The sequence below is a fragment of the Bowmanella denitrificans genome, from assembly GCF_002887595.1.
Taxonomy (GTDB): domain Bacteria; phylum Pseudomonadota; class Gammaproteobacteria; order Enterobacterales; family Alteromonadaceae; genus Bowmanella; species Bowmanella denitrificans.
The window spans coordinates 113,482-127,495 of sequence record NZ_PEBU01000005.1 but is presented as its reverse complement, the minus strand read 5'-3'; the positions used below and the strand labels follow the sequence as shown (position 1 = coordinate 127,495).

The 14,014-nt window shown below is 52.7% G+C and carries 8 protein-coding genes; all 8 read left to right on the top strand.

Annotated features, from left to right (window positions below):
* The first annotated feature begins 26 nt into the window (after positions 1-26).
* The 8 genes from CSR04_RS11185 to CSR04_RS11150 all read left to right on the top strand — a co-directional run bounded on the left by CSR04_RS11185 (position 27) and on the right by CSR04_RS11150 (position 13,947).
* Positions 27-2,915, top strand: a complete 2,889-nt coding sequence (locus CSR04_RS11185; protein ID WP_102796384.1) for a discoidin domain-containing protein — start codon at positions 27-29, stop codon at positions 2,913-2,915.
* Positions 2,916-3,048: 133 nt separating this feature from the next.
* A complete protein-coding gene (locus CSR04_RS11180) occupies positions 3,049-3,969 on the top strand; it encodes a glucosamine kinase nucleotide-binding domain-containing protein (protein ID WP_102796383.1) in 921 nt (306 codons plus the stop codon).
* A complete protein-coding gene (locus CSR04_RS11175) occupies positions 3,966-4,934 on the top strand; it encodes a glycosylasparaginase (RefSeq protein ID WP_102796382.1) in 969 nt (322 codons plus the stop codon). Before CSR04_RS11180 ends, CSR04_RS11175 begins: the two co-directional genes overlap by 4 nt.
* Positions 4,931-6,658 carry an endo-beta-N-acetylglucosaminidase gene (locus CSR04_RS11170; protein WP_245921553.1) on the top strand — a complete coding sequence of 576 codons (1,728 nt, stop codon included), beginning with the start codon at positions 4,931-4,933 and terminating at the stop codon, positions 6,656-6,658. Before CSR04_RS11175 ends, CSR04_RS11170 begins: the two co-directional genes overlap by 4 nt.
* On the top strand, positions 6,655-7,386 hold the full coding sequence (locus CSR04_RS11165; protein WP_102796381.1) for a copper homeostasis protein CutC: 732 nt from the start codon (positions 6,655-6,657) through the stop codon (positions 7,384-7,386). Before CSR04_RS11170 ends, CSR04_RS11165 begins: the two co-directional genes overlap by 4 nt.
* A gap of 44 nt (positions 7,387-7,430) precedes the next feature.
* Positions 7,431-9,950, top strand: a complete 2,520-nt coding sequence (locus CSR04_RS11160; protein WP_102796380.1) for a beta-mannosidase — start codon at positions 7,431-7,433, stop codon at positions 9,948-9,950.
* Positions 9,947-11,737, top strand: coding sequence for a sodium:solute symporter family protein (locus CSR04_RS11155; protein WP_102796379.1), 1,791 nt, complete (start codon positions 9,947-9,949; stop codon positions 11,735-11,737). The genes CSR04_RS11160 and CSR04_RS11155 overlap by 4 nt, the downstream gene beginning before the upstream one ends.
* Positions 11,737-13,947: a GH92 family glycosyl hydrolase gene (locus tag CSR04_RS11150; protein ID WP_102796378.1), complete on the top strand. Its 2,211-nt coding sequence runs from the start codon at positions 11,737-11,739 to the stop codon at positions 13,945-13,947. The genes CSR04_RS11155 and CSR04_RS11150 overlap by 1 nt, the downstream gene beginning before the upstream one ends.
* Positions 13,948-14,014: the final 67 nt, after the last annotated feature.

Genomic DNA, 14,014 nt, shown 5'->3' with positions numbered 1-14,014 from the left:
CCGGTAAAAGATTCAGAGGAATAACAATGAAAAAGTTTAACAACAATAAGTTATATGCAGTGGTAGCACTGGCCATGAGCGGATTGTATGGCTGTGGCGGCGCAGGTGATGCCGACCCGGCCGATATTCCGGTCGTACTTGACTATACCTCAGCAGATATCAGCGGTTCAGCGGTGAAAGGTACGCTTAGTAATGCTCTGGTTACCGTATCTCAAATGAACGGTACCGAAATTACTATGGGTTCTGAAAGTAAAACTGATGCCGATGGTAAGGTCAGTTTTAGTGTGGAAGCCAAACAAGGTTTTGGTATCAATGGTATGTTCAAAGTGGACGTTACCGCTGATGCTAGCTCCAGCATGGTCTGTGATGCTGTCAGCTGTGCCGGTGTAGCCATGGGCGAACTGCTTTCTGGCGCACCTTTAGCTGGCACAACCTTTACCACGCTGGCTTACGTGCAGGTACCTTATGCCAGCAGTTCTGACGGTGTTTCTGATGCTAGCTTCCAGGCCAACGCTCTGACCACCATAGCTTCGGCTTTGGTAGCCGAGCAGGTTGCGGGTGGTCGCAACGTGTCGGTACGTCCGTTATACGAGCTGGCATTGTCTGACAACTCTCAAACTTTGCTTAAAGCGTTGGGTGTTAGTGCCAAAGCCAATGTTTTCAGTACCGAGCTGGTGAGTGCTGAGTCGTATGACAACTTCGTTACCGGGGAAAGCTGTGAGGATGTGCCAAAAACCGACGCCGAGGGTAACCCGATAACCGATGCTGAAGGTAATCCTGTTACCGAGGAAATCTGCGTAGATAAGCTGGTCAGTGGCGATGTTATCAAGCTGTCACTGGCTAACGCAGCCTTCGCTAATATCTCAGAAGGTGAGAGTTTCAGTGGTTTGATGAGTGATGTGGCTAGCACTATAGCCATTGCTCAGACTGGAGACGTTACTGTACTGACGCCGCTGCGCGAGCGCATGCTGGCGTCTATCAGCGCGGTGCCTTATTTAGACAAGTTATCACTTACCGTTGATAGCGTGATTGATCTGTCACTGGCATTTTTAGACAGCGACACCAGTTCAGGCCCAGTGCGGGAAGTGACCACGGACGCCAATCTGGCCTCAGCTGTAATTACTGGCCGCAATCGTATCAGCGATGCCGAAGCCGAAGCCATGGTGTTTGACGGCAATGTTGAAACCAAGTGGCTGGATCATAATGAGTGGAAAGGCGCGCCAAGCGTTGAAGACCCGTCCTGGTTACAGGTGCAATTTGCCCAGCCACAAGCGGTAAGTAGTTTGTTTATTACCAGTGCCAATGATGCCCCGGCTCGTGACCCGGAAAATTTCCAGGTGCTGGCCTCCAACGATGGCACAAGCTGGATAACGCTGGCTGAGTTTATTGGCGAAACCTTTGACGAGCGCTATGAGCGTAAGGAATTCCGTTTTGTAAACGGTCTGGAATTTACCCATTACCGCCTGAATATCACCAAAAACAAAGGTGATGACACCCTGATGCAAATTGCCGAGGTGGAGTTTGTCGGGCCTATCTATACCAGCGCCGACCATACCGATCCGGTGGGCAGTACCACCATCACGGCCCGCAACCGCATTGGTGATGCAGAAGCCGAAACCATGGCGTTTGATAACAATATCGAAACCAAGTGGCTGGATCACAATGACTGGAAAGGTGCGCCTTCGGTGGAAGATCCTTCCTGGGTGCAGGTTGATCTGCCTGAGCCAAAGGCGGTAGATACCCTGGTTATCACCAGCGCCAATGACGCGGACGCTCGTGACCCGGAAAACTTTAACCTGCAAGGCTCTAATGACGGTGAAAACTGGATCACCCTGTCTGAATGGATCGGTGAAAGCTTTGATGAGCGTTACCAGCGTCGTCAGTTCAGTGTGGCCAACAGCCTGGCATTCAGCTCCTATAAGCTGAATATCACCAAAAACAAAGGTGACGACACCCTGATGCAGATTGCCGAAATTGGTCTGGTTGGGCCTAAACTGCCTGATCTGAACCATGCCCTGATGGACGGCAAAGTGGTGACCTTCCGTAATGCCATTAGTGATACCGAAGCCGGTCAAATGGCGATGGACGGTGATGTCGAAACTAAATGGCTGGACCACAATGAATGGAAGGGTGCGCCCAGTGAGGAAGCTCCTTCCTGGATAGCCGTACAGTTCCCAACGCCGGTGGCGGTTAACAAGCTGGCACTGGTCAGTGCCAATGATGCCGATGCCCGTGACCCGGAGAACTTTAACCTGCAAGCTTCTAACGATGGTGAAAACTGGGTGACTCTGGGTAGTTGGATTGGTGAAGGTTTCGACGAGCGTTTTGAACGTCGTCTGTTCCCCTTCAGTAACGACCTGGGCTTTAGCCATTACCGTCTGAACATCACTAAGAACAAGGGTGATGATACGCTGATGCAAGTGGCTGAGATTGAGTTGATTGGTCCGCAATATCAGTCTGTTGATCACTCCGCAGCAGATGGTGCGGTATTCAGTGCCAGAAATCGTATCGGTGATGCTGAAGCGGAAAGCATGGCCTTTGACGACGATATCAACACCAAATGGCTGGATCACAATGAATGGAAAGGCGCACCTTCCGAAGAGGACCCATCCTGGGTGCAGGTGGACCTGCCACAGGCCAAAATCGTCAGCAGTATCGCCATTACCAGTGCCAATGACGCCGACGCCCGCGACCCTGAGAACTTCAATATTGAAGGCTCAAACGACGGCGGTGTGACCTGGACCCGTCTGGGTAGCTGGATTGGTGAATCCTGGGACAATCGTTATGAGCGTAAGCTGTTTGAAATGGGCAATGGTTTTGCTTTCAACACCTATCGTATCAATATCACCAAAAACAAAGGTGATGACACCCTGATGCAGATAGCAGAGATCGAACTTATCGGTCCCGATCTGTAAAAGCCGATGGCGGCCGATAGGTATCGGCCAGCCTTGCATGATTGCCGCACGGGCCGACAACCCGCTGCGGCAAAATGTTTGGTAGGGTAGAAATACGGCCCGGACTTTGTTGTTACAAAAGGGGCCACCAAACATGAACGAGGTAAGTGTGAAAGACCCAAAACAACAGCATCAAAGCGCCCTTTATATGGGCATTGACGGTGGTGGCAGCCATTGCCGGGCGATGCTCCAGGATGCCCGTGGCAACCTGCTTGGACAAGGCCAGGGTGGACCTGCCAACCCGGTGTATGGATTACAACAAAGTATCGATTCCATTCTGACCGCGACCCACCAGGCATTGCATGAAGCCGGATTGGCAAGCAGTGATGTGAGCAACATTGTCGTGGGTGGGGGACTGGCCGGCTTGCATTTGCCCCGTATGCAGGATGCTATGCAGAAATGGCAACACCCCTTTGCAGCTTTGTATCTGACCACGGATTTGCACGCCGCCGCACTGGGGGCACATCAGGGTATGGATGGTGGCGTGATTATTCTGGGTACGGGGTTCAGCTCGCTAGCCTCATGCAAGGGTAAGCTCACTCAGGTTGGAGGCTATGGCTTTCCTATTAATGCCACCTGCAGCGGCTCATGGTTTGGTCTTGAAGCCGTTAAAGCCGTGCTGCTGGATGTGGACGGTGTGGGCTTATCTACCAGTTTGACCCAGGCGCTGCTAATGGGGCGCAGTGCTACTGAGCTGGCGGAAGACTTTATGCATGCCACTGCCACAGACTACGCCAAACTGGCGCCGCTGGTATTCGAGCAGGCTGATATCGGCGACAAAGTCAGTCTTGGCTTAATCCAGCAAGGAGCGGCTTTTATTAATCAGGTGATTCGACGTTTGCTGGCCACCGGTGTCACCCGCCTGGCCATGATTGGCGGTATTACCGAACGTATTAAGCCCTGGCTGGATCCGCAGTTACTTGCCACCATTAACACGGCCCTGGCCAGTCCTCAGCAGGGTGCTTTGTTATATGCCAGACAACAACATGCATTGGTCACAAAGGATAAGTCATGAGCTCAAGACGGGATTTTCTGAAGCTATCGGCCCTCACTGGTGCCTTGAGTTTTTTGCTGCCCAAGGCGGCCAGGGCCGCAGCTAAGATCAACAAGCCCATCGTAGTTTCCACCTGGGAACATGGTATGCCTGCCAATCAGGCGGCCTGGGACGTGTTAAAAACTGGTGGCCGTGCATTGGATGCAGTAGAAGCCGGAGTGCGGATACCAGAAGCAGACCCAAAAGTGCGTACAGTCGGACTGGGCGGTTATCCCGACCGGGAAGGCAAGGTGACCCTGGATGCCTGCATTATGGACGAGCATATGAACTGCGGTTCGGTGGCCTTTTTGCAGGATATCAAGCACCCCATTTCGGTGGCACGTAAGGTCATGGAAAACACCCCGCATGTGATGCTGGTAGGGGAAGGGGCCAAGCAATTTGCCTTGCAGCAGGGCTTTATTGAAGAAGACCTGCTGACCGCTGAATCCAGGGCCGACTGGCAACAGTGGCTGCAGGATCAGCAGGTGCAGATGATCAATATTGAAAACCACGACACCATCGGCATGCTGGCGCTGGACAGTGACGGCAACCTAAGCGGTGCCTGCACTACCAGTGGTGCGGCGTATAAGATGCACGGCCGGGTTGGCGATTCGCCACTGATCGGCGCCGGTTTGTATGTAGACAATGAGGTCGGTGCTGCTACCGCTACAGGTATGGGCGAACTGATGATTAAAACCGTGGGTTGCCATTTAGTGGTGGAACTGATGCGTCAGGGCGCCAGCCCGGAAGAAGCCTGTCGTCAGGCGGTACTGCGCATTGCTAAAAAACTTGGTGACTATGCCCAGTTTCAGGTGGGTTTTCTGGCTCTGAATAAACGCGGCGAATATGGCGCCTATTGTATTCAGAGTGGCTTTAACTATGCGGTACAGCAGCAAAGCGGCGCACAACTCATCGATGGTAAGAGCCTGCTGGGAGATAAGGCGTGAAGACAAAGGCTTTGTTGGGGTGGTTGTTAGCCCTGATGTACTGTGCTTATTTACCTGTGAGTGCCGAACCGCTGGCCAGCATTCAGTCCAGTCAGCCGCCCTTTGCCCTGACCATTGAGCAAACCCGCAACTGGTCACCCGAAGCGGCCACCGCCAATCGCGATAATGTCTCGAATGTGGCTCTGGCACGGCGTTTCAGCGCACCACTACCTGGTCAGCAGGGTTCCGCTGCAAAAGTCTTGTATGCCCCCGATGGCATGAATAATTTCGCTAATTACCTGCGCGCCCAGCCACAGTTTAATTTGTATAACTTTACCCATTGGTCACAGATAGATGTACTGAACTGGTTTGCCGGTACGGCTGATTTGACGGTGCAGATCCCGGCCCGGCCCTGGGTGGATACCGCGCATAAAAATGGTGTCAAGGTCATAGGTTCGGTATTTCTTGGCGTGGCCCAGTGGGGCGGTAACGCGGATACCGTGGCAGCGCTGCTTGAACAGGACAGCCAGGGGCGTTTTATCCTGGCCGATAAACTGATTGAAATTGCCTCATTCTATGGTTTTGACGGTTGGCTGATTAACCAGGAAACAGACCTGACTGCGGTAAAAGATGCCGATAATCAGTTAGTGAAAGACCAGCGAGACCCTCAGCGCGGCCGTGAGCTTGCCAGCCGCATGCTGGCGTTTATGCAGTACCTGACTGCCAATGCCCCGCAGGGCATGGAGATTCACTGGTACGACTCAATGCTGGCCAGCGGCGAGGTACGTTGGCAAAACCAGTTGAATGATAACAATCAGGCATTTCTGCAAGATCAGGTACGCTCCTCTGATGCCATCTTTCTGAATTACTGGTGGAATCAGCAGATGGTGCAATCCTCGGTCGCTAAGGCCAGAGAGATCGGCCGCAGCCCCTTTGATGTATACGTCGGTGCTGACCTGTGGCCAAGCCGCAATGCCCAGCGCGCGTTCAGCCGTTATCAATGGCTGGATTGGTTGTTTGAAGATGGCCAGGCTCTGGCGTCCATTGCCCTGTTTGCACCTAATGTAAATTACAACTTTGATGGTGAAGCGCACACCCCGGCGTTCAGTCAGTTTGATAATGATGCCCAGGATGAGGCAGCCTTCTATGCCAGCGAAGTACGTTTATTTGCCGGTGATGACCTGAATCTGGCCAGCCTCGATAAAGATGGCTGGAAAGGAATTGGCGCTTATTTGCCGGTGAAGTCGACGATCACGGCCTTACCCTTTGTGACCAGCTTCAATACCGGGCAAGGCAAGGTCTGGATGGAAAATGGCGACAAGCGCGGTGGTCCCTGGACAGATATGAGCCGCCAGGATCTGTTGCCTACCTGGCAGTTTGCCCATAGCGGGCCATTGTCCCTTCATTTCGATTTCGATCAGGTCTTTGCTGGCGGCAGCAGCATTGCTATTCAAGCTGACAAAGGTATGGCAGGGCAGGCGCAGTTGTTTGCCACCGAACTGATGATGACCGCCTCCACCCGCCTTAAGCTGGTGACTAAAGGCGATGCGCAGGGACTTGCCTTGAGTCTGCAAACGGCCGACGGCCAGAGCATGACGCTGGCGATTAAAAGCTCCACTAATTGGGCCACGCAGCGATTTGAGCTGGCTGAGCTGGCCGGTAAAAAGCTGACCGCCATAGGTTTGCAGACCAACGGCGGGCAACAGCTGCAGGCTTATCTTGGTCATCTGGAGTTATTGCCATGATAGGGCTGGAAGTCTGCGTAAACGCCGATGACCTGCAAAACCTGGGACGGGACGTTCAGGCTGCCCGACAAGGCGGCGCTGTGCGTATCGAACTGTGTGGGCAGATGCAGCAAGACGGCCTGACCCCCAGTGTTGAAGCGATGCACATTGCCCGCGACGCCTTTGCTGATGTGCCTGGCATGTTAGTGATGATCCGCCCCCGTGGTGGTGACTTTTGCTACGCCATGCAAGATCTACTGCAGATGCAGGAAAGCCTGTACCAGGCTGCTGAATGTGGTGCCGACGGTGTGGTGTTTGGCCTGCTCAACGCAGAGGCTGAGTTGGATCTGGGTCCCCTTAAACGCCTGGTGGACCTGGCCCATCAACTTTCCCTGCCAGTCACCTTTCATCGCGCCTTTGATGCCCTGCGCCGTCCTGAGGTTGCGTTGGAACAGCTGATTGACCTTGGGGTCAGGCGCATTCTGAGTGCAGGAACGCCCTGGGATAGCGGGCAGGGAGTGACGGCAGGACTGCAAAGATTGGGCGATTACATTGCCCAGGCCAAAGACCGTATTGAAGTGGTGGCCGGTGGCGGCATTCACCAACATAACCTTGCACAGGTATGCGAACACCTGGCGCCATTAGGCCAGTGCTGGTCGGTGCATAGCTATTCGGCCCTGCTGGAAGAAGGCAGGGTCAGTCAGGCCAGGGTGGCAGAGATGACGGCCCGCTGTGGGCCGGCTAAGTAGTTGTATCCCGGTTGGGAACCATTCATTTATTTTCAAAGAGCATTATGACTAGCAATTTATCCAAGCCCGGCAGCGTTTTTCTTGATTTATGTGGCGACTGGCAATTTCGTCAGGCCAGCAGTGAGCAATGGCTGCCAGCCACTGTGCCGGGCTGCAATTTTACTGATTTGCTGGCCAATGGCCTGATAGACGATCCGTTCTATCGTGACAATGAAAGTCACTTGCAATGGATTGAGCGACAAGACTGGCACTACCAGAAACGCTTCAATCTGGGCCGCGATTGGTGGCAAAACGCCGATATTCAGTTGGTGGCCGAGGGGTTGGACACGTTCTGCGAGTTGTACCTGAATGGTCACAAGCTGGCCGAAGGCCGCAATATGTTCGTCGGACAGCGCATATCGTGCAAATCTTTGCTCATTGAAGGTGAAAACTTACTGGAAGTGCGCTTTCGTTCGCCCATTAATGAAACCATGCCGGCTTTTCTGCAAGCGGGGTTTGCCTACCCGGCTGAAAATGACAAGTCAGAAGAGAAACTCAGTGTCTATTGCCGCAAGGCACCCTGCCATTTTGGCTGGGACTGGGGGCCGCGCTTTGTTACCAGCGGCATCTGGCGCAGTATTTCCCTGCAGGGTGTTCAGAGCGCCAGAATTGCCGATGCGCAGTTTATTCAGCATCAGCTTAGCAGTGAAAAAGCCGAATTCAGCTTTGCCTTGCAAGCAGAGGCGCAGCAGCAACAGCAATTGACACTACAGGTACGCTGCCGGCAAGCCCCGGAACTAAACCAGCAATGTTCAGTTTTGCTGGATAAAGGCCAATCTGTGCATCAAGTGGGCTTCAGTCTGGATAATCCCAGGTTGTGGTGGCCCAATGATCTGGGGGAGGCGTTTCTGTATGACTTTGAATTCAGCCTGCTGGATGGCGATGAGATGGTGGATACCCATCATCAACGGGTGGGATTGCGTACCCTGGAAGTGGTTAATCAGCCGGATGAAATGGGCCTGTCGTTTTACCTTAAGGTGAACGGCCAGCCGGTATTTATGAAAGGCGCAAACTATATTCCCGGTGACAGCTTTATTCATCAGATGACCGCCCAGCGGCATCAGGCGGATTTTGCCGCCGTGGTAGCGGCCAATATGAATATGCTGCGGGTGTGGGGCGGCGGCATCTATCAGGATGATGAGTTTTACCGCCTGGCCGATGAAAACGGCATTCTGATTTGGCAGGACTTTATGTTTGCCTGTTCACTGTACCCCGCCGATGACGCCTTTGTGGCCAATGTGCAGGAAGAAGCCGAATACAACATCAAACGCTTGCGCAATCACCCCTGTCTGGCGTTATGGTGCGGCAACAATGAAGTGGATATGGCCATCAAGCACTGGCAATGGCCGGATAAGTTTGGCTATAGCGATAGCCTCTACAGCCGCCTCAAAGATGACTATATCCGCCTGTTTGATCAATGTCTGCCCGACGCGGTAGCGCAATTTGATGCGGGACGTTTTTACCTACGTTCTTCCCCTATAGGTTTTTGGGAAGAAGATATGGACCATATGGGCAATCACCATTACTGGGGGGTTTGGCACGGTGAAGAGCCTTTTAGTGAATATCAGAAACGCATTCCGCGTTTTATGAGTGAGTTTGGTTTTCAGTCTTTCCCGCTGGCATCGTCCATGACCCGCTTCACCGAGCCGCAGGACTGGCAACTGGACTCAGAGGTATTGCGGGTGCACCAGAAACATCCGCGTGGTAATAGCCTGATCCGCAGTTATATGGAACAGGAATACTGCGCGCCGGAAAACTTCCCGCGTTTGCTGTTTTTAAGTCAGGTGCAACAGGCTGAAGGCCTGAAACTGGCCTTTGAAGCACACCGCGCCGCCCGGCCGTTTTGTATGGGGACCTTGTACTGGCAGTTAAATGACACTTGGCCGGCCGCCTCCTGGTCCGGCATTGATTATTACGGGCGGTGGAAAGCCCTGCATTATCAGGCCAGGCGCAGCTTCCGTACCGATTTACTGGTACTGGATGAGCATAAAGGTGACATCAGAGTACGTTTGGTTAGTGATCGCTTGCATTCTATCAAGGCTTCTTTGGAACTGACACTGATGGATTTTGACGGGCAAGTTATCTGGCAACAACAGCAAACACTGGAGACGCCAAAAAACACCAGCACACAACTGGCGCTGCTGGATAAAGCCACACTGTTAAATGGCCAGCGGGCTGAACAACTGGTGTTACAGGGCAGATTGCTGGACGCGCAGGGGCAATTGCTGACCGACAGCCTGTATTATTTTGTGCCCAGCAAGCTACAAGAGTTACAACGGCCCAATATGACTCTGACTACCCAGGTTGAAAGCGAAAGGCTGAATCTGACCCTGACGGCCGATACTTTGGTGCGTCAATGCCATATCGAGATTGCTGGTGCGCCAGGTAATCTGTCGGATAATTTCTTTGATTTACTGCCAGGCCAAAGCAAATGCCTTTATCTGGAACTACCCGATTGGCAGGTCTCTGATATTGAAAAACTAAGTGCTCACTATCAGTCTCTGTACAAGGAGGAAGAGCAATGAGTCTGTCCTGGCTGGATTTGCTGGTAATCGGTATCTACCTGGCCGGTACCCTGGCACTGGGTATCTATATTTCCAAACTGGCCAGCCGGGATATGAATGCCTATTTTCTGGCGGGTAAGGAGATTCCCTGGTGGGCATTGGGCGTGTCCAACGCTTCGGGGATGTTCGATATTGCCGGTACCATGTGGCTGGTGTCCATGTGTTTTGTGTATGGATTGAAAAGTGCCTGGCTGCCCTGGGTGTGGCCCATCTTTAATCAGGTTTTCCTGATGGTGTATTTGTCGGTTTGGCTGCGCCGCTCCAACGTGATGACCGGTGCCCAGTGGCTGCAAACCCGCTTTGGCACAGGTAAAGGCGCTGAGCTTTGCCAACTGGTGGTGGTGATTTTCGCTATTGTTAGTGCTATTGGCTTTATAGCCTATGCCTTTAAAGGCATAGGTAAATTTGCCGCGATTTTCTTTCCCTGGCAGCTCTCCCCCGATACCTATGCACTGATTATTTTTGCCGTGACCACCCTGTATGTGATCAAAGGCGGTATGTACTCGGTGGTGTTCACCGAAGTGATGCAGTTTGTGATTATGACGGTGGCCGCCGTGGCGGTGGGGATGATCGCCATTAATCTGGTTAGCCCTGAGCAAATTCAGGCCGCTACGCCGCCGGGTTGGGACAATATCTGGTTTGGCTGGCAACTGGAGCTTAACTGGCAGGGCCTGATAGACAGCGTTAACGACAAGATCCAGTCTGACAGCCTGGAATTGATTGGCCTGATGGTGATGATGATGTTGTTTAAGGGCGTGCTGTTCTCTATGGCTGGCCCGGTGCCCAACTACGATATGCAGCGGATCCTGGCGACCCGCTCGCCCAAGGAAGCGGCCAAGATGAGTGGCCTGGTGTCGTTGGTGATGTTCTTTCCTCGCTACATGATGGTGGCCGGGCTTACGGTGCTGGCGCTGGTATATATGGGCCCGGAGATTCAGGCGCAGGGTGGCGCGTTTGATTTTGAGCAAATACTGCCTTATGCCATCAACAATTTTGTACCGGTAGGGTTAACCGGTTTGCTGATTGCCGGGTTACTGGCGGCCTTTATGTCGACCCTGGCGGCGTCGTTAAATGCCGCACCTGTGTATTTTGTTAATGACATCTACAAGCGCTATTTCCGCCCGGATGCCGACAAAGGTACCTATGTGCGTGTCAGCTATCTGGTATCGCTGGTTTTGGTGGTGGTAGGCATAGGGTTTGGCCTGATGCTGTCCAGCATCAATGACATTATGCAGTGGATTTTCGGCGCCCTGTTTGGCGGCTATGCGGCGGCCAACTTACTGAAATGGCACTGGTGGCGTTTTAATGCCTACGGCTATTTCTGGGGAATGATCAGTGGCTTGCTGGCGTCTTTGTGTTTGCCGCTGTTGATGCCTGGCACTCATCCGTTATTTGCCTTCCCTGTGCTACTGGCCATCAGTCTGGCCGGCTCCATTATAGGTACCTTAATGACCCAACCTGAACAGGAGCAGGTGTTGTGTGACTTCTATCGTCAGGTGCGCCCCTGGGGTGTTTGGGGGCCGGTGCGCGATAAAGTGCTGGCCGCCGACGCGGATTTTGACCCCGACACCCATCCTGGGCGCGATATGGTCAATATTCTGGTGGGGATGGCCTGGCAAATCTGTTTAGTGGCGCTGCCCATTTACCTGGTAATCCAACAATGGACAGAAATGGCCGTGGCATTGCTGCTGGCCGTGCTGACCTCCTGGTTCCTGAAGAAAAACTGGTTAGATAAGTTGAAAGATTAATGAAAAAGAAAAACCTGATTTATGGCCTGGCGGCCTTACCCCTGATGTCGCTATTGGGATGTGCCTCCTCTACTTCGCAGGTAGCTGAAGCAAAGGTTGAACCTGTGAGGCAGGTGCTGGATTATGTCGACCCCTTTATTGGTACCGGTGGCCATGGTCATACATTCCCAGGCGCTTTGGTACCCTTTGGCATGGTGCAGCTTAGCCCGGATAATCCATCCAAGGGCTGGGACTGGACGTCGGGCTATCATTATTCCGATAACATTCTACTGGGTTTTAGTCACACCCATCTTTCCGGTACCGGCGTAGGAGATATGCTGGATGTGCTGGTGATGCCGTTTCGGGGTGACTACCAGGCAAGGGCCAGGGATGACAAAGGGCGGATTTTTACCACTTACGGGCATGAGCGTGAAACCGCCGAGCCAGGCTACTACAGCCTGTATTTGCCCGAGGAAAAAGTGCAAGCTGAACTGACCGCCACCACCAGAACGGGTGTACACCGCTATCAGTTTGAAGGCGAACAGGATGCCAAATTGCTGGTGGATCTGGGCTATGCACAGAACTATGACAAGCCAGTCGTGACCTTTCTGAAGGTGGAAGATAACTACACACTGAGCGGTTACCGCCTGTCCACCGGCTGGGCCAAGAATCAACCCATCTACTTTGTGGCCAGCTTTAATCAGCCTTTTGCCCATCAGTTATTTAATGACAACCAGGCGTTAAAAGGCGATCAGCTACAAGCTGAAAAAGGCCAGATTGTGCTGAACTTCGGCAAACCCAAACAGGCTCTGGAAGCCAAAATAGCGCTGTCTTATACCAGTATTGCTGGTGCCAAAGCCAATCTTGAGGCCGAAACGGCAGACAAGGATTTTGCGCAAGTTAAATGGCAAGCCAGCCAGGCCTGGGCACAGCAGTTAGGCAAATTTCAGATAAGGGATAACGACAACACTAATAAAACCAAGTTTTACACGGCCTTGTACCATGCCTTTGTGGCGCCACAGGTATTTCATGACGTGGATGGCGCCTTCTTTGGTGCTGATGGTGCCGTGCACAGAGACAAAAACTATCAGCGTTATTCGCTGTTTTCCCTGTGGGACACCTTCCGTGCTTTGCATCCGCTGTTGACCTTAAGTAATCCGGAGAAAGTCGATGATATGGTGCAGTCCATGCTGGGCTTTTATGACGAGACAGGTTTGCTGCCCACCTGGGACCTGATGTCCAATGAAACCGATGTAATGATTGGCTACCATGCGGTGCCGGTCATAGTGGACGCCTATCTGAAAGGCCTGACCAGCGCCGATCCTGAGCATATTATGGCGGCGATTAAAGCGTCGGCCATGCAGGACAGATTCGGCATCGATTTTTATCGTCAGTATGGTTACGTACCCTCTGACCTGGAAGTGGAAGCGGTGTCCAAAACCCTGGAATATGCTTTTGACGACTGGGCTATTGCGCAGATGGCCAAGGCCCTGAATAAGCAGGCAGACTACCAACTATTCAGCCAAAGAGCACAGAGCTATCGTACCCTGTTTGATGCCAGTACCGGCTTTATGCGCGGCAAAGACAAGCAAGGTCAATGGGTTACGCCCTTTAATCCGACCTATGTGGAACACCGCAATACCGACTACACCGAAGCTAACGCATGGCAATACAGCTTCTTTGTGCCCCATGATGTGCCCGGGCTGATTGAACTCTTTGGTGGTGAACAACCTTTTGTGGCCAAGCTGGACGAGTTGTTTGCCACCAGTTCTGAGATGCAGGGTGATGTATCACCAGATATTTCCGGCCTGATTGGTCAGTATGCCCATGGCAATGAGCCGGTTCATCATGTGGCTTACTTGTATGCGTTTACTCAGGATAAGCATAAAGGTGAAGCCAGGATTAAAGAAATCCGTGACACTATGTACTTGGCTCAGCCCGATGGCCTGGCCGGCAATGACGACCTGGGACAAATGTCGGCCTGGTACGTGTTCAGTGCACTGGGCTTCTATCCACTCAATCCGGTGGGTGGGGAATATGTGCTGGGGACGCCGCAGTTTAGCCAAGCGTCTTTGGCGTTACCCGCAGGCAACACTCTGCGCGTTGTTAAGCAGGGCGAAGGTTGGGTACAAGCTGTATGGTTAAACGGTGAACGTTTGGCCAGTCCGGTGTTAACTCATCAGCAGTTACTGGCGGGCGGCGAATTGCGCTTTGAACTGTCAGCAAATTAATCAGCTTTAAATTGCGTGCCGTACTGCTGGTTGTAGTATTCCAGCAGACGGCCTTTTTGGTGAGCTG